Here is a 16,566-nt window from a genome sequence, read left to right as displayed (position 1 = left end):
AGGGAAAATGATTATGAGCAATGAGACTTTTTTGGGTTTCCGCCGCCCTGACGGCCGTTTTGGCATCCGTAATTATGTACTGATTTTACCTACCAGCGTTTGTGCGAATAAAGTCGCCCAGGATATTGCCCGGCAGGTAAAAGGCGCGACATGGGTGAATAACGATTTTGGCTGCTGCCAGGTGGCAGGCGATGCGCGTCTGACGGAAAAAACATTGATTAATGTGGCGAATAATCCCAACGTCGGCGCTATTGTGGTTGTGGGCTTAGGCTGTGAAGGCGCGGAGCCGCTACGCATCGCAGAGGAGATTACCGCATTTGGCAAACCGACCTCCTGCATTACCATTCAGGAAGAGGGCGGCACGCTTAAATGTCAGGCCAGGGGAATTTCGCTGGCCCGCGACTATGCGCAACAACTCTCCATGCAAAAACCGCAGCAAGCACCGGTTAGCGAGCTGCTGCTGGCGATGGAGTGCGGCGGGTCAGATACGACATCGGGGCTGGCGTCTAACCCTTCCTGCGGGGTCGCCTCGGATAAGCTGATACGCTGCGGTGGAAGCTCAATTCTTTCTGAAACGACGGAATTTATTGGCGCCGAGCATGTGATGGCGAAACGTGCGGTGACGCCGGAGGTTGGTCAACAGCTCATTGATTTAGTGGTCGGCTGCGAGGTGCGAGCAAAAGCGCTGGGCGAGGATATTCGCGGGGGACAGCCGACGCCGGGCAATATTAAAGGCGGGTTGACTACCATTGAAGAAAAATCGTTAGGCTGTATGCATAAAGCGGGTCATGCGCCACTACAGGGTGTACTGGAATATGCCGATAGTCCAACGCATCCGGGCCTGTGGATTATGGATACCCCGGGGCAGGATATTGAATCTATTTCCGGCATGGTGGCGGGTGGAGCGCAGATCGTTATTTTTACTACCGGTCGCGGAACGCCTGCCGGTAACCCAATAGCGCCGGTAATAAAAATTACGGGTAATAAAGCAACGTGGGAAATGATGCAGGACAATATTGATATTGATGTGTCCGCCATTATGTCTGGCGAGGCTTCTATTACGCAAATGGGCGAGGAAATTTATCAGGAAATTTTACGCGTCGCGAATGGGAAAACGACTAAATCAGAAGATTTAGGTCATAACGAATTCTCTATTTATAAGATCGCGCCGACGTTCTGATACCAAATCGGGCAGCACAAGCTGTCCGGTTATCTCCTGGGAATAAGCTATGAAAATTAAAAAAACACTGGAACGTTTTCCTGGTGGTATGATGGTTGTACCGCTAATCATCGGCGCATTGTTTAAAACCTTTGCGCCGGAGGCGCTGGAAATAGGCGGTTTTGTCACTTCCATTTCGCATGGCGCAATGGCGATTTTAGGCATGTTTTTAGTCTGTATGGGCGCGGATATCCAGTTTAAAGCCGCGCCGAAAGCGCTGAAAAAAGGCGCTGCGATCACCTTTGCGAAATTTGCCAGCGGCGTGATTATTGGCATTCTGGTCGGAAAATTTTGCGGCCCGGATGGGTTATTAGGTCTGTCGGCTTTAGCGATTATTTCGGCGATGACCAACTCGAACAGTGGGTTATATGCCGCGTTGGTGGGGGAGTACGGCGATGAAACCGACGGCGGCGCGATTGCGGTAATATCGTTGAACGATGGTCCCTTTTTCACCATGTTGGCGTTAGGGTCGGCAGGCATGGTGTCGATACCCTTTATGAATCTGGTGGCGGTTATTATTCCCATTATTATTGGCATGATTTTGGGTAATCTGGATGAGGACATGCGCAAGTTTCTTAAACAGGGCAGCGTGGTAACGATTCCCTTTTTTGCCTTTGGGTTAGGATACGGTATTGATTTCGCAAGACTTATCACGGCAGGTTCTTCAGGCATTTTACTGGGACTTATGACGGTGGCGATTGGCGGATTTTTTAATATTTTCGCCGATCGTCTGACGGGAGGCAGCGGCGTGGCAGGCGCGGCGGTCTCCACTACCTCTGGCAACGCCGTCGCGACGCCAGCGGCAATCGCGCTGCTCGATCCGCATTTTACCGACCTGGCGTCGACGGCGGCGGCGCAGGTGGCGGCCTCGACGATTATTACCGCTCTGTGCGCCCCCTTCCTGACCGTATGGATAAAAAAACGCTACGATCGTAAACTGAACCCAGCCGCCGCAGGCGGTTAGCGTTTCGGCGGAAAATAAATCACGACGGGCGGTCTCGCCCGTTCATAAACCAACAGGATGGTGAGTGATGAATAAGACGAAAGATATAGCCGCATCTCCTCTCTGTTTTGTCTCTCCTTACCCTCAACTGGCAAAGGCTGCCGAGGCGCTGGTCGCGCAGTTGGATTACGCCGTCACTATTCATCAAACGACGCTTAATCGTATCCTGGATGAGCTACCTTTATTAGAGTCCCGTGGGCACCAGGTACTGATTAGTCGTGGCGGCTGTGCGGAAATATTAAAAAAGCACAGTAAATTACCGGTAGTCGAAATTAAAATGTCCGGCTACGACATTCTTGATGCGCTTATCCCTTTTAAAGGACAAAAAGGCACTGTCGGTATTGTCGGCTTTTCCAGTGTGATCAAAGGATGCGCGCGCGTAGCGGAACAGTTAAATATTAACTATAAAATTTTTACCTTACAGGGAAATGATAAAGAAACGATTTCTTGCCTGAAGCGGCAATTAGCGTCCACGCCATTAGATTGCATTGTTGGCGATACCGTTTGTCAGGATTATTTTTCACCGCTGGGCTCGCAATTCCGTTTACTTGATTCCAGCCCCGCCTCAATAACCGAAGCTCTGGAAGAAGCCCGCTCATTATATCTGGCTTTTCGCAGCCAATTACTGGAGCGCCATCATCTGCAGCTGATTCTCGATCAGTTTGATAAAGCTGTTATCACGCTTGATGATACCGGCGCGTTACTGCATTACAATAAATATGCGAGCCAACTTTTTAAAATTAACGCCTCCGGTGAAATTTATGACGCATCTTTCCTGAAACAGGTATTGCACCAGGAGCGGCATACATTACGTGAGGGAAAAACCGTCAGCGCGAAAGTCGTCGATACGCCGCAAGGCGCGATGGTGGTTAATCTGTATCCGGTATTTGCGGCCAGACAGTTAAGCCGGGTGGTGTTGACGATGCAAACCGTCTCCAGTTTACAGGGGGCGGAACATCATGTTCGCCGCCAGGAACTGTCTCGCCGCGGCTTGAGCGCCCGCTATCATTTCGACGATCTGCTTACCGAAAATCCGGAAATGCTGCGTCGTCTGGCGATCATTAAAAATTATGCCGGTACGGACGCGACTATCTTAATTAATGGCGAAAGCGGGACGGGAAAAGAGGTGCTGGCGCAAAGTATTCATAATGCCAGCCAACGCGTCAACGGCCCGTTCGTCGCCATTAACTGCGGCGCGATGGCCCCTCAGATTCTGGAGAGCGAACTCTTTGGCTATGTCGCCGGCGCATTTACCGGCGCGTCGCCGAAAGGCAAAATAGGCCTGTTTGAATTAGCGCACCACGGTACCATTTTTCTGGATGAGATTAGCGAGCTGGATAAACCGCTACAGACGCGCTTATTACGGGTATTGCAGGAGCGGCAGATTATGCGGCTGGGCTCAGACCAGATGATACCTGTTGATATTCGCGTGATTGCAGCGACCAATCAGACATTAACGAAGCTCATTGCGGACGGGACATTTCGCGAAGATCTTTACTATCGGCTTAACGTATTAAAAGTGACCACCATCCCGCTACGCAAACGTCCGGAGGATATCAAAGCCATCGGCCTGTCGCTGCTTACCAGTTTCAGCCAGCATTATAAACGCCCGGCACTAACGTTAACCCCGGCGCTGTGGCAAGAGCTTCAGCGCTTCGCCTGGCCCGGAAACGTCAGGCAGTTAAGCAATATTATCGAACGGCTGGTGCTCTCTATTGATCACTCCCCGGCAACGCTGGATGAGGGTCGCCTCTTGCTGGACGATCTGGAAGAGGGGAGCCGACGCGAGCCAAGTACCTGCCACGACTGCCAGATGCTGGCTGGCGATTATAAAACGATTCGCCTGCGTATTTTGAGAAAATTATTAGAGGCGGAAAGGGATAATAAATCGTTAGTGGCGAAACGATTAAATGTCGATCGTTCCTCGCTGACGCGCTGGATACGTGAGTCGGCCTGACAAGAATTTACAGACTCTGTGGGCAGCCTTGCAAAGCGTAACGCAAATAACGTCTATTATTATAGACAGTTAACGATCCAAGAGGTGAAGTGATGAACAAGGTTGCTCAATATTACCGTGAACTGGTGGCCTCATTAAGCGAGCGTTTACGCAATGGCGAGCGCGACATTGATGCGCTGGTGGAGCAGGCGCGCCAGCGCGTGATGCAAACAGGGGAGTTAACGCGAACCGAGGTGGACGAACTGACGCGCGCTGTCAGACGCGATCTGGAAGAGTTCGCCATGAGCTACGAAGAGAGCCAGGAAGATAGCGTCTTCTTGCGGGTGATTAAAGAGAGTCTCTGGCAGGAACTGGCGGACATTACCGACAAAACCCAGCTGGAATGGCGAGAGGTGTTTCAGGATTTGAATCACCACGGCGTGTATCACAGTGGCGAAGTGGTGGGATTGGGGAATCTGGTGTGCGAGAAGTGTCATTATCACCTGGCGGTTTATACGCCGGATGTGCTGCCGCGCTGCCCGAAGTGTGGGCACGACCAGTTTCAGAGAAGACCGTTTGAGCCGTGAGAGGAAGAGCGCCGGTGCGTCTTATCCGGCCTACCAAAAATCGTTCACGTAGGCCGGATATGGCGAAGCTGCCATCCGGCAAATATTACGCGTAAAACTTCAGCCGTTCCGCCAGCAAATCGACAAATCCCTGGCGGTCTACATCGACCATCACCGTTGCATTCGGCTTATTCCCCGTCAGGAAATAATAATCCACCACCGTCATCCCCTGGGTGTATTTCCCTTGGGTTTCCACGCCAACCCAACGCTCAACGGTGGTGAAAATCTCGGGTTTCAGCAGCCAGGCGATGGTGCATGGGTCATGCAGCGGCGCGCCGACAAATCCCCATTTTTCGTCTTTGTGGTACTCCATAAAGAAGTCCAGCAGTTCGGCAACGATGGTGGAAATCGGGTTGCCAATAGCGCGAAAGCGTTCGATATCGGCGGCGTGAATCTGCGCCTTATGGGTGACGTCCAGCCCGGCCATCACCACCGGAATGCCTGACTGGAAGACAATTTCTGCCGCTTCCGGGTCGACGTAAATATTAAATTCCGCAGCGGGCGTCCAGTTACCCAATCCCATTGCGCCGCCCATGATCACAATGCGGGCGATTTTCGTATGCAGTTCCGGATGGCTATTCAGCAGCAGCGCCACGTTGGTCTGTGGGCCAGTGGAGACGATGGTGACTGGCTGTGAGCTCTCACGCAGTGTTTTTGCCATCAGCTCAACGGCAGTGCCGCTTTGCGGGGCGAATGACGGCTCGGGCAGCGCCGGGCCGTCGAGGCCGCTTTCGCCGTGAACGTTATCGGCGATAATCAGTTCGCGCATGAGAGGTTTCACCGCGCCGCCCGCCACCGGAATATCCGGGCGTTTGAGCAGTGTCAGCATCCGCAGCACGTTGCGCAGCGTCTTCTCCGGCGTCTGGTTGCCGGCGGAAGAGGTGATCGCTTTCACTTCCAGTTCAGGGGAGGCGAGGGCGAGAACGAGGGCGATCGCGTCATCATGACCCGGATCGCAATCAATAATAATGGGCAGTGCCATTGTGGCTCCTTGTAAGCGGTACTTTGTGACAAGGTTAACGCCCGGCTGGATACGTTTCGAGAAGCGAAGCGGTAAAGCGTGAGATAGCGCGCACTCTGACGTGCGCGCCGGGAAGATTAGTGCAGGATTTTTGCAAGGAAGTCTTTTGCGCGATCGGAACTGGGGTTAGCGAAGAACTCCTCTTTTGGCGAATCTTCGACGATTTTACCTTCATCCATAAAGATCACCCGGTTAGCCACTTTACGGGCAAAGCCCATTTCGTGCGTCACCACCATCATGGTCATCCCTTCGTTCGCCAGTTCGACCATCACGTCCAGCACCTCGTTGATCATTTCCGGATCGAGCGCGGAAGTCGGTTCATCGAATAACATGGCAATGGGGTCCATGCACAGCGCACGGGCGATGGCGACACGCTGCTGCTGACCGCCGGAAAGCTGCGCCGGGAACTTGTTGGCATGCGCAGACAGGCCAACGCGCTCCAGCAGCTTCAGGCCTTTATCGCGGGCGGCGGCCTTATCGCGTTTCAGCACTTTCACCTGCGCCAGCGTCAGGTTTTCGATGATCGACAGGTGGGGGAATAGCTCGAAGTGCTGGAATACCATGCCCACGCGGGAACGCAGTTTCGCCAGATCGGTTTTTTTGTCGTTCACAATAATGCCGTTAACGGTAATTTCGCCTTTTTGCACCGGTTCCAGACCGTTGACGGTCTTAATTAGCGTGGATTTACCGGAACCCGATGGCCCGCAGACTACCACCACTTCACCTTTTTTCACTTCTGTTGAACAATCGGTCAGCACCTGAAAGTGACCATACCATTTTGAAACATTTTTCAGGGTAATCATTAAACTGTCCTTTTCTTCAAATAGCTGACCAGCAACGACGCGCTCAGGCTGATAACAAAATAAACGGCGCCGGCGAACAGAATCATTTCGACCTGAGTACCGTCACGCTCGCCGATAGTCGACGCGGTGCGGAAGAAGTCCGCCAGGCTGAGTACATAAACTAAAGAGGTGTCCTGAAATAGCACGATGCCCTGTGTAAGCAACAGCGGTACCATCGCCCGAAACGCCTGCGGCAGAATAATGAGCTTCATCGATTGCCAGTGGGTCATCCCCAGCGCCAGCGCGGCGCTGGACTGCCCGCGGGAAATACTTTGAATACCGGCGCGAATAATCTCGGAATAGTAGGCCGCTTCAAACATGGAGAATGCCACCATCGCGGAGATCAGGCGGATATCGGTTTTCGGCGATAGTCCCAGCACGTTTTGCAAAAAGCCGGGGACAATCAGATAGAACCACAGCAAGACCATGACCAACGGGATGGAACGGAAAACGTTAACATACGCTTTAGCAAACCAGGCGATAGGGGTAAAGCTTGAGAGGCGCATGACGGCCAGAATGGTTCCCCAGACTATCCCCACGACAACGGCGGTGACGGTGATCTTCAGCGTGATGACCAACCCGGCCAGCAGGTAAGGCAGTGAGGGGATAATCGAACTCCAGTCAAATTCGTACATTATTTGCTCCCCACGTTGCCCGGCAGGCGGACTTTGCGTTCAACCAGGCTCATGACCAGCATGATAACGGCGTTAATCAGCACATAGGCCAGCGTAATGGCGGTGAAGGATTCCCAGGCGTGCGCCGAGTAATCCAACAGTTTGCCTGCCTGCGCCGCCATATCCACCAGACCGATGGTTGAGGCAATAGCCGAGTTTTTCACCAGGTTCATCATCTCTGACGTCATTGGCGGCACGATAACGCGATAGGCATTCGGCAGCAGGACATAGCGATAAGCCTGCGGCAGCGTTAGCCCCATCGCCAGCGCCGCGTTCTTCTGCCCGCGAGGCAGAGACTGAATCGCGGCGCGCACCTGTTCGCAAACGCGGGCGGCGGTAAACAGTCCCAGACAGATCATTGAGGAGAGGAAAAACTGAATATTGGGATCGAGTTCCGCCTTAAACCACATGCCAAGATCTTCCGGCAACAGTTCAGGCACCACCAGGTACCAGGTGAAGAATTGCACGATCAGCGGCACGTTACGGAACAGTTCTACGTACAATGTGCCCAGTCCGGAGAGGAAACGGTTGGGAACGGTACGTAAAATGCCGAAAATAGATCCTACCAGGAAAGCGATAATCCAGGCGGTAATCGAAAGGGCTACGGTGACCTGAAAACCACTCCATAGCCAGCCGAGATAGGTGGTATTGCCGAAGGGGGCTTCCTGTAAAAAAATACCCCAGTTCCAGTCTATTGACATACATCTACTCCGAAAAAAAAGGGTAGCAGTGCTACCCTCGAAGATTGTTGCCCGGCGATTTGCGGTTTCAGGCCCGAGGGGGAACGACCATCAGGCTTATAGTCTGTCCGTGCTGAGCGACAATCGAGAGGACAGGAGTCCCGTCCCATTTAGTTTTAGTTAGTTAAGCGCTTTATCATTCGGTGCTTTGAACAGGGCTTTCATCTCGTCAGACAACTCAAAATTCATGTTCAGGTTTTTCGGTGGGATTGGATTTTTAAACCACTTATCAAACCACTTTTCCGCTTCGCCGGAGGTTTGCGCCTGGGCGATGGTATCGTCCATCAGCTTTTTAAACTCAGGGTCGTTTTTACGCAGCATACAGCCGTAGGCTTCCTGGGACTGCGGTTTACCGACAATCTCCCAGTTATCCGGTTTCTTGGCTTTGGCGCGCTCGCCGGCCAGCAGCGCGTCATCCATCATAAAGGCGACGGCGCGACCGCTTTCCAGGGTGCGGAACGAGTCTCCGTGGTCTTTCGCGCTAATAATACGCATCCCCATCTTTTGCTCTTCGTTAAGCTTATGCAGCAGAATTTCAGAGGTCGTCCCGGAGGTGACGACGACCGCTTTGCCTTTCAGATCCGGGAAATCTTTAATATCGCCGCCTTTTTTAGTCAGCAGTCGCGTCCCGACGACGAAAATCGTATCGGAGAAGGCGGCCTGTTTCTGGCGCTCAAGGTTGTTAGTCGTTGAACCACATTCAAAATCGAAGGTTCCGTTTTGCAACAGCGGAATACGGTTTTGCGAGGTGATCGGAATCAGCTTCACCTGCAGATCCGGCTTGTTAAGTTTCTTTTTTACCGCTTCCACAATGGCGTTGGAGTAGTCCTGGGAATAGCCGACCACTTTCTGCTGGTTGTCGTAATAAGAAAAGGGCACAGAAGATTCGCGATGCCCGACGACGATCACGCCATTTTTAGCGATCTTGTCCAGGGTGCTACCAGCGGCAGGCGCGCCATCTTCTGCGTGCGCAAGGCCCGCAGACAGTCCCATGACCAGCATTGCTGTGGTTAGCTTACGTAATTGCATATCCAACTCCTTTATCATCTGCGCCGTCGACGCATTGATAGCTATTGTGATGTTGTTATTGCCTGCAACTTGCGCGTGCAGTGTTATGTGTGTTTGTTAACATTTAGTGTGGCTTGTTGTAAATATTTTGCTGCTATATTGTTTATTTTTGCGAAGTGCGCCGCACCGTTCAGAGGCAAAAATCCTACATTGCACCGTTCAGGTGCTACCGATGATCGATTTTGGTGCGACCAGGTTGCACAAGCAGCCAGAACAGGTTTGCCATGTTTAACAAAGCAATAGACGTGCCAGAATGGGGGAAAAAGGAGGATTTTCAGGCCGGATAAATGAAGCGCTATCCGGCCTGGGGAGATATTATTTCCGTCGTTGTCGCAGACTCATCACTACCGCGCCAAAAGCAAACAGCGCGGTCAGTACCCATAGCGGCCAGTTGCCGGTACGAGCATAGGGAGTTAACCCCGTGGTTGGCGTGACGTGGGTGGTCAGCACCTGGCGTGTGAACTGCGGAATCATCGCCTGGATTTCGCCCTGCGGGCCAATCACCGCCGTAATACCGTTATTAGTACTGCGCAGTAACGGACGCGCCAGCTCCAGCGAACGCATCCGCGCCATCTGGAAATGTTGCCACGGGCCAATGGACTTACCAAACCAGGCGTCGTTAGAAATCGTCAGCAGATAGTCGGTGTCCGGGCGGAAGTTATCCCGCACCTGTTCGCCAAGAATAATTTCATAACAGATTGCCGCCGTCAGCTTATAGTCGTGCGCATGTAACTGCGGCTGGATATAAGGGCCGCGGCTAAAGGAGGACATGGGCAGATCGAAGAACGGCGCCAGCGGACGCAGGATAGACTCCAGCGGAACGAACTCGCCAAAGGGTACAAGGTGATTTTTATTGTAGCGATTGGGCGAGTCATAACTGTATGGATTATCCTTGCCCAACGTAATAATCGTATTGTAGGTGTCGTATCGATTCTGTTTATTGAGACGCGCATCGACAATACCGGTGATCAGCGTGCTATTTTTTTCGCGTAACATCTCGTCCAGCGAACGAAGGAAGGGCTGCTGATTGATTTCGAGATCCGGAATCGCCGACTCAGGCCAGATAATAATCTGTGATTTGCCTAACTCTGGGCGAGTTTCGTTGAGATAAATTTTTAGCGTATTCAGTAGCTGGTTTTCGTCCCACTTCAGCGACTGCGGGATATCGCCCTGCACCAGCGATACCTGGGTCGCTTTGGCCGGTTCCAGCGTAAACCACTGGATATAACGTAGCGGAAAGGGCAAAGCAAACAGAATCACGGCGACAGCCAGCGGACGCCAGTTCCGCGTCGCCAGTGCCAGCGCTAACAGGCCGCTGACCATCATCAGCAGGAAGTTGATCGCTTCGACGCCCATTACCGGCGCCAGGCCTTTTAGCGGGCCGTCGACCTGACTATAGCCAAATTGCAGCCAGGGGAAGCCGGTCAGCACCCAGCCGCGTAAAAATTCGGTGATTTGCCATATTGCAGGTGCGGCGATAGCGACGCGCAGCCAGTTGGTTTTTGGCCACAGGCGCGACAAAATCCCGGCAAACAGTCCGGTATACAGCGAGAGATAAGCTGCAAGCAGCACCACCAGAAAAACGTTAACCGGGCCCGGCATGCCGCCAAACTGCGCGATACTGACATAAACCCAGTTAATCCCGCTACCGAAAAGTCCGAGTCCCCAGCAATAGCCGATGGCGGCAGACTGGAGCGGGCGGCGATTAAACGTTAAGGCCTGCAGCCCGATAAGCGACACTATCGCTGCGGGCCAGACGTCATACGGAGAGAAAGCCAGTGTTCCGCAGGCGCCGAATAATAACGCCAGCAGCAGGCGAATACGCTGGCGTTCAATTAACGAGGCAAATGCCATTTTTAGTCCACTATTGCTGTTATTCGTCCAGTTTTGGCTGGGGCGAGTCATCCGGGATCCTGACATGCACCTGAATAATACGACGACTATCGGCCATCGCCACTTTGAACTGGTAACCATCAATGTCAATGGTTTCGCCGCGGGCCGGTAAATGGCCGAACGCCTGCATCACCAGCCCGCCGATGGTATCGACCTCTTCATCGCTGAAGTGGGTGCCGAAAGCGTCGTTGAAGTCTTCAATCGACGCCAGCGCACGAATCGTCCAGGTATGGCGGCTAAGCTGACGGAAGTCGATATCGTCTTCTTCGTCATACTCATCTTCAATTTCACCGACAATCAGTTCGAGGATGTCTTCGATAGTCACCAGGCCGGAAACGCCGCCAAACTCATCGATAACGATGGCCATATGGTAGCGCTGGGAGCGGAACTCCTTGAGCATACGGTCAACCCGTTTGCTTTCCGGTACGACAACCGCGGTGCGTAACACTTTGTCCATGCTGAAGGCTTCGGCATCGCTGCGCATAAACGGCAGCAAATCTTTGGCCATCAGAATCCCTTCAATGTGATCTTTATCTTCGCTGATCACCGGAAAACGCGAGTGGGCGGACTCGATGATAACATCGAGACATTCGTCCAGCGTCTGGTTGCGTTTCAGGGTAATCATCTGGGAGCGCGGGATCATAATATCGCGAACGCGCTGGTCGGCGATGTCCATTACGCCTTCGAGCATATCGCGCGTATCTTCATCGATAAGCTCGTTCTGCCCGGAATCACGGATCAGCGCCAGCAACTCATCACGGTTTTTAGGTTCCCCGTGGAAAAGCTGGCTGAGTAGCAGGGAAAAAAATCCCTTTTTACTGTTTACTGTGTCACTACTGTGTGAATTGTCGTCGCTCATGGCGTCGTATGGGTTCTCATGTTAGTTAATACAAAGCTCGTCATGCGTATACTCAGCTGTGACGGCATGTTTTGCCTGATGGCGCTACGCTTATCAGGCCTACAAAAGGCATGAATGTAGGCCGGATAAGGCGCAAGCGCCGCCATCCGGCAAGCTACTATTCTGCAATCTTCTCGGCAATGTACGGATCCTCATAGCCCATAGCAAGCATAATCTCCGTTTCGAGAGACTCCATCTCTTCCGCTTCGTCATCGTCGATATGATCGTAACCCAGCAAATGCAGGCTACCGTGCACGACCATGTGCGCCCAGTGCGCCTCCAGCGGCTTGCTCTGTTCCTGCGCTTCCTGCTCCACGACCTGACGGCAAATAATCAGATCGCCCAGTAGCGGCATTTCAATGCCGGGGGGCGCTTCAAACGGGAAGGAGAGAACATTAGTGGGTTTATCTTTCCCGCGGTACGTTAAATTAAGGTCGTGGCTTTCGGCCTCATCCACCAGACGGATTGTGACTTCCGCCTCTTCCTGAAACTGCGGAATAACGCCGTCCAGCCAGCGTTGAAACTGAGCTTCATCCGGAAGGCCCGCGTGGTTTTCACAGGCCAACTGTAAATCGAGGATCACCTGGCTCATTTCTGCTCCTGCTCCTGGGCTTCACGCTTACGCTCTGCCGCCAACGCCGCTTTGCGTTTTTGTTCTGCCTCTTCCCAGGCTTCATAGGCGTTAACAATGCGGGCAACGACCGGATGGCGCACCACGTCTTCGCTGTGGAAGAAGTTAAAGCTGATTTCATCGACTTCCGCCAGCACTTCAATAGCATGACGTAAGCCGGATTTGGTGTTGCGTGGCAGGTCAATTTGCGTCACGTCGCCGGTGATCACCGCTTTCGAGTTAAAGCCGATACGCGTCAGGAACATCTTCATCTGTTCGATAGTGGTGTTCTGGCTTTCATCCAGAATGATAAAGGCGTCGTTTAATGTGCGTCCGCGCATATAGGCCAGCGGCGCGACTTCAATCACATTGCGTTCAATCAGCTTCTCGACTTTTTCAAAGCCGAGCATTTCGAACAACGCGTCATACAGCGGACGCAGGTACGGGTCCACTTTCTGACTTAAATCGCCTGGCAGGAAGCCGAGTTTTTCGCCCGCTTCCACCGCCGGACGGGTCAGCAGAATACGGCGAATCTCCTGGCGCTCAAGGGCGTCTACCGCAGCAGCGACCGCAAGATAAGTTTTACCGGTACCCGCCGGGCCGACGCCAAAGGTAATATCGTGATCGAGAATATTGGCGATGTACTGCGCCTGGTTCGGGGTACGCGGTTTAATCACGCCGCGCTTAGTTTTGATATTAATCGCTTTGCCATAGTCAGGCACGCTTTCCGCGCTCTGTTCCAGCACCCGCGCTTCTTTGATCGCCAGATGAATTTGTTCCGGTTCGATATCCTGAGTCTGGCCGCGCATCGGTGCGGTATCGACATACAGACTTCGCAAAATATCTGTCGCCGCGGTCACGCAAATCGGACGACCGGTCAGTTTAAAGTGATTGTCACGGCGGTTGATTTCAATACCGAGACGACGTTCGAGCTGTTTAATATTGTCATCAAACGGCCCGCAAAGGCTCAACAGACGGGCGTTGTCTGCGGGCTCAAGGGTAATTTCGCGAGTGTCTATATTCAAACTGTTCCTCTTGTGTCTGTATCGCCGGACGCTGAACATTTACCGGCATCTAAGGAAATTATTCACGCCATAGGGAAAAGGCGCAAGCATTGCAATGAAGATGGGGATGAAGAGAGAAAATTGCAAGGCCCGTCGGGCGACAGGCCATGACCAGGAAGCCCGACAGGCGTAGCGCCATCGGGCATTATTGCCTTTCCTGCAGGATTAAGGCTGGTAGAATCCTACCCCCAGCTCATTTTCTTTACGGGTACGGGCAATGACGGACTCCGGCGTTTCGGCGACGCGCAGACCCATTTCATCTTCGGTACGCACCACTTTTCCGCGCAGCGAGTTCGGATAGACGTCAGTAATTTCCACATCGACAAACTTACCAATCATCTCCGGCGTGCCTTCAAAGTTCACCACCCGATTGTTTTCGGTACGGCCAGATAGTTCCATAATGTTTTTACGTGACGTGCCTTCCACCAGAATGCGCTGTGTCGTGCCGAGCATACGGCGGCTCCATGCCATCGCCTGCTGATTGATACGCTCTTGCAGAATATACAGACGCTGCTTTTTCTCTTCTTCCGGTACGTCATCAACCATATCGGCAGCCGGCGTTCCCGGACGCGCAGAGAAGATAAAGCTGTAGCTCATATCAAAGTTGACGTCGGCGATAAGCTTCATGGTTTTTTCGAAATCATCGGTAGTTTCGCCTGGGAAACCGACGATAAAGTCAGAGCTTATCTGAATGTCCGGCCGCGCCGCGCGCAGTTTACGGATGATTGCTTTATATTCCAGCGCAGTGTGGGTGCGCCCCATCAGATTCAACACGCGATCGGACCCGCTCTGTACCGGCAGATGCAGGAAACTGACCAGTTCCGGCGTATCGCGGTACACCTCGATAATATCGTCGGTGAACTCAATCGGATGGCTGGTGGTAAAGCGAATACGGTCAATGCCGTCGATGGCGGCGACCAGACGCAGCAGATCGGCAAAGGTGCCGGTAGTGCCGTCGTAGTTTTCTCCGCGCCAGGCGTTAACGTTCTGGCCCAGCAGGTTGACCTCACGCACGCCCTGCGCCGCTAACTGGGCGATTTCGAACAGGATATCGTCTGAGGGACGGCTGACTTCTTCACCGCGAGTATACGGCACCACGCAGTAAGTACAATATTTATTGCAGCCTTCCATGATAGAAACGAAAGCGGTCGGGCCTTCTGCGCGCGGCTCCGGCAAACGGTCGAACTTCTCGATTTCCGGGAAGCTGATATCGACCACCGGGCTGCGGTCGCCACGCACGGAGTTAATCATCTCCGGCAGGCGGTGTAAGGTTTGCGGGCCAAAAATAATGTCGACGTAATGGGCGCGTTGACGAATGTGCTCGCCTTCCTGGGAAGCCACGCAGCCGCCGACGCCGATAATCAGATCGGGATTTTTCTCTTTTAACAGTCTCCAGCGACCTAATTGATGGAAGACTTTTTCCTGAGCCTTCTCGCGGATTGAGCAGGTATTCAACAGCAGCACATCCGCCTCTTCCGCCACGTCGGTCAGTTGATAGCCGTGGGTGGCGTCCAGCAGATCGGCCATCTTCGATGAATCGTACTCGTTCATCTGACAGCCCCAGGTTTTAATATGGAGTTTTTTAGTCATCGACTTGCTCTTGCGAAATAGTGGCTGAAAAGCAGGGCGCATAGTGTAATGCTTTGGCGCGGTTGTGACCAGTATGACTGACGTCAGCCCTAATGGGTAAAAAATCCTGTAAACTTGTCTAAAACGTAACAGGATGAATGACCATGACAAATCAACCAACGGAAATTGCCATTGTCGGCGGGGGAATGGTCGGCGGCGCGCTGGCGCTGGGTCTGGCGCAGCAAGGATTTACGGTGATGGTAATAGAACATGCCGCGCCTGCGCCGTTTGTGGCTGACAGCCAGCCTGACGTGCGGATTTCGGCCATTAGCGCGGCATCCGTGGCGCTGCTTAAGGGGCTGGGCGTTTGGGAGGCGGTGCAGGGGATGCGTAGCCATCCTTATCGGCGACTGGAGACCTGGGAGTGGGAAAACGCCCATGTGGTGTTCGACGCCGCTGAACTCAAGCTGCCGCTGTTAGGCTATATGGTAGAGAACAACGTCCTGCAACAGGCGCTATGGCAGGCGCTGGAAGCGCACCCCGGCGTGACGCTGCGCGTTCCGGCTTCACTGGCGGCATTGCACCGCCGCCACGATGGTTATGCGCTGGAACTGGCCGACGGCGAATGGGTAACGCCGAAGTTAGTGATTGGCGCCGACGGCGCGAATTCGCAGGTTCGGCAAATGGCGGGAATTGGCATTCATGCCTGGCAATATGCGCAGTCGTGTATGCTTATCACCGTCAAGTGTGAAAATGCGTCAGGCGACAGCACCTGGCAGCAGTTTACGCCGACGGGGCCGCGCGCCTTTTTGCCGCTGTTCGACGATTGGGCGTCGCTGGTGTGGTATGACGCTCCGGCACGTATTCGCCAGCTACAAAGTTTATCGATGACGCAATTGCAGGTGGAAATTAACCAGCATTTTCCGGCGCGTCTGGGGGCGGTGATGCCTGTCGCGGCGGGCGCGTTTCCGCTAACCCGTCGTCACGCGTTGCAGTATGTACAACCGGGACTGGCGCTGGTAGGCGACGCGGCGCATACCATTCATCCGCTGGCCGGGCAGGGCGTCAACCTGGGGTATCGGGATGTTGATGCGTTGATTGATGTGCTGGCGAGTGCCCGTAGCTATGGCGAGTCCTGGGCCAGCCATTCGGTGTTGAAACGCTATCAGACGCGGCGCATGGCAGATAATTTTATGATGCAAAGTGGAATGGATCTGTTTTATGCCGGGTTCAGCAATGAACTGCCGCCGCTGCGTATTTTACGCAATATGGGGCTGATGGCGGCGCAGCGCGCAGGCGTGCTAAAACGTCAGGCGCTGAAGTATGCGTTGGGGTTGTAGTTTGTGTTATGCCGGGTGGCGGTAATACCTTACCCGGCCTGTATTCGCCCGTAGGCCTAATAA

The 16,566-nt window shown here is 53.4% G+C and carries 15 protein-coding genes; 5 read left to right on the top strand and 10 right to left on the bottom strand.

Annotation, left to right across the window (positions count from 1 at the left end):
• Window positions 1–7: 7 nt before the first annotated feature.
• The 4 genes from ACLJPE_RS07930 to ACLJPE_RS07915 all read left to right on the top strand — a co-directional run bounded on the left by ACLJPE_RS07930 (window position 8) and on the right by ACLJPE_RS07915 (window position 4,745).
• The gene (locus tag ACLJPE_RS07930) at window positions 8–1,180 is read left to right on the top strand and encodes a UxaA family hydrolase (protein WP_023232976.1); all 1,173 of its coding nucleotides are present in this window, start codon (window positions 8–10) and stop codon (window positions 1,178–1,180) included.
• 49 nt (window positions 1,181–1,229) lie between these two features.
• A complete protein-coding gene (locus ACLJPE_RS07925; protein ID WP_000694477.1) occupies window positions 1,230–2,183 on the top strand; it encodes a 2-keto-3-deoxygluconate permease in 954 nt (317 codons plus the stop codon).
• Window positions 2,184–2,250: 67 nt separating this feature from the next.
• Window positions 2,251–4,179, top strand: coding sequence for a sigma-54 interaction domain-containing protein (locus ACLJPE_RS07920; protein ID WP_039512963.1), 1,929 nt, complete (start codon window positions 2,251–2,253; stop codon window positions 4,177–4,179).
• Between the two features lie 92 nt (window positions 4,180–4,271).
• Entirely contained in the window at window positions 4,272–4,745 is a 474-nt protein-coding gene (locus ACLJPE_RS07915; protein WP_001044886.1) for a zinc ribbon-containing protein, read from the top strand.
• Between the two features lie 85 nt (window positions 4,746–4,830).
• On the opposite strand, the gene rihA is transcribed toward ACLJPE_RS07915, so the two are convergent.
• The 10 genes from rihA to miaB form a co-directional block, all read right to left on the bottom strand.
• Complete coding sequence (rihA, locus tag ACLJPE_RS07910; protein WP_023228310.1) at window positions 4,831–5,766, bottom strand: pyrimidine-specific ribonucleoside hydrolase RihA; 936 nt, start codon at window positions 5,764–5,766, stop codon at window positions 4,831–4,833.
• 116 nt (window positions 5,767–5,882) lie between these two features.
• On the bottom strand, window positions 5,883–6,608 hold the full coding sequence (gene gltL, locus ACLJPE_RS07905) for a glutamate/aspartate ABC transporter ATP-binding protein GltL (protein WP_000631369.1): 726 nt from the start codon (window positions 6,606–6,608) through the stop codon (window positions 5,883–5,885).
• Window positions 6,608–7,282: a glutamate/aspartate ABC transporter permease GltK gene (gene gltK, locus ACLJPE_RS07900; RefSeq protein ID WP_000272802.1), complete on the bottom strand. Its 675-nt coding sequence runs from the start codon at window positions 7,280–7,282 to the stop codon at window positions 6,608–6,610. Before gltK ends, gltL begins: the two co-directional genes overlap by 1 nt.
• Complete coding sequence (gene gltJ, locus ACLJPE_RS07895) at window positions 7,282–8,022, bottom strand: glutamate/aspartate ABC transporter permease GltJ (protein ID WP_000020930.1); 741 nt, start codon at window positions 8,020–8,022, stop codon at window positions 7,282–7,284. The genes gltK and gltJ overlap by 1 nt, the downstream gene beginning before the upstream one ends.
• A gap of 159 nt (window positions 8,023–8,181) precedes the next feature.
• The gene (locus tag ACLJPE_RS07890) at window positions 8,182–9,090 is read right to left on the bottom strand and encodes an amino acid ABC transporter substrate-binding protein (protein WP_001518176.1); all 909 of its coding nucleotides are present in this window, start codon (window positions 9,088–9,090) and stop codon (window positions 8,182–8,184) included.
• A gap of 354 nt (window positions 9,091–9,444) precedes the next feature.
• Window positions 9,445–10,983 carry an apolipoprotein N-acyltransferase gene (gene lnt, locus ACLJPE_RS07885; protein WP_001749116.1) on the bottom strand — a complete coding sequence of 513 codons (1,539 nt, stop codon included), beginning with the start codon at window positions 10,981–10,983 and terminating at the stop codon, window positions 9,445–9,447.
• Between the two features lie 19 nt (window positions 10,984–11,002).
• Window positions 11,003–11,881 carry a CNNM family magnesium/cobalt transport protein CorC gene (gene corC, locus ACLJPE_RS07880; RefSeq protein WP_001278615.1) on the bottom strand — a complete coding sequence of 293 codons (879 nt, stop codon included), beginning with the start codon at window positions 11,879–11,881 and terminating at the stop codon, window positions 11,003–11,005.
• 157 nt (window positions 11,882–12,038) lie between these two features.
• Entirely contained in the window at window positions 12,039–12,512 is a 474-nt protein-coding gene (ybeY, locus tag ACLJPE_RS07875) for an rRNA maturation RNase YbeY (protein ID WP_000084477.1), read from the bottom strand.
• Complete coding sequence (locus tag ACLJPE_RS07870) at window positions 12,509–13,555, bottom strand: PhoH family protein (protein ID WP_001018045.1); 1,047 nt, start codon at window positions 13,553–13,555, stop codon at window positions 12,509–12,511. The genes ybeY and ACLJPE_RS07870 overlap by 4 nt, the downstream gene beginning before the upstream one ends.
• 204 nt (window positions 13,556–13,759) lie before the next feature.
• Window positions 13,760–15,184, bottom strand: a complete 1,425-nt coding sequence (miaB, locus tag ACLJPE_RS07865) for a tRNA (N6-isopentenyl adenosine(37)-C2)-methylthiotransferase MiaB (protein ID WP_001519200.1) — start codon at window positions 15,182–15,184, stop codon at window positions 13,760–13,762.
• A gap of 143 nt (window positions 15,185–15,327) precedes the next feature.
• Here miaB and ubiF point away from each other — a divergent pair, with 143 nt between their 5' ends.
• Window positions 15,328–16,503 (top strand): 3-demethoxyubiquinol 3-hydroxylase, encoded by a 1,176-nt coding sequence (gene ubiF / locus ACLJPE_RS07860; RefSeq protein WP_023251571.1) that lies wholly within the window; start codon window positions 15,328–15,330, stop codon window positions 16,501–16,503.
• Window positions 16,504–16,566 lie beyond the last annotated feature (63 nt).

The organism is Salmonella sp. SAL04196 (genome assembly GCF_046550835.1).
GTDB lineage: Bacteria > Pseudomonadota > Gammaproteobacteria > Enterobacterales > Enterobacteriaceae > Salmonella > Salmonella enterica.
The sequence above is the reverse complement of the archived record's forward strand: the minus strand, read 5'-3'. Positions and strand labels throughout refer to the sequence as shown.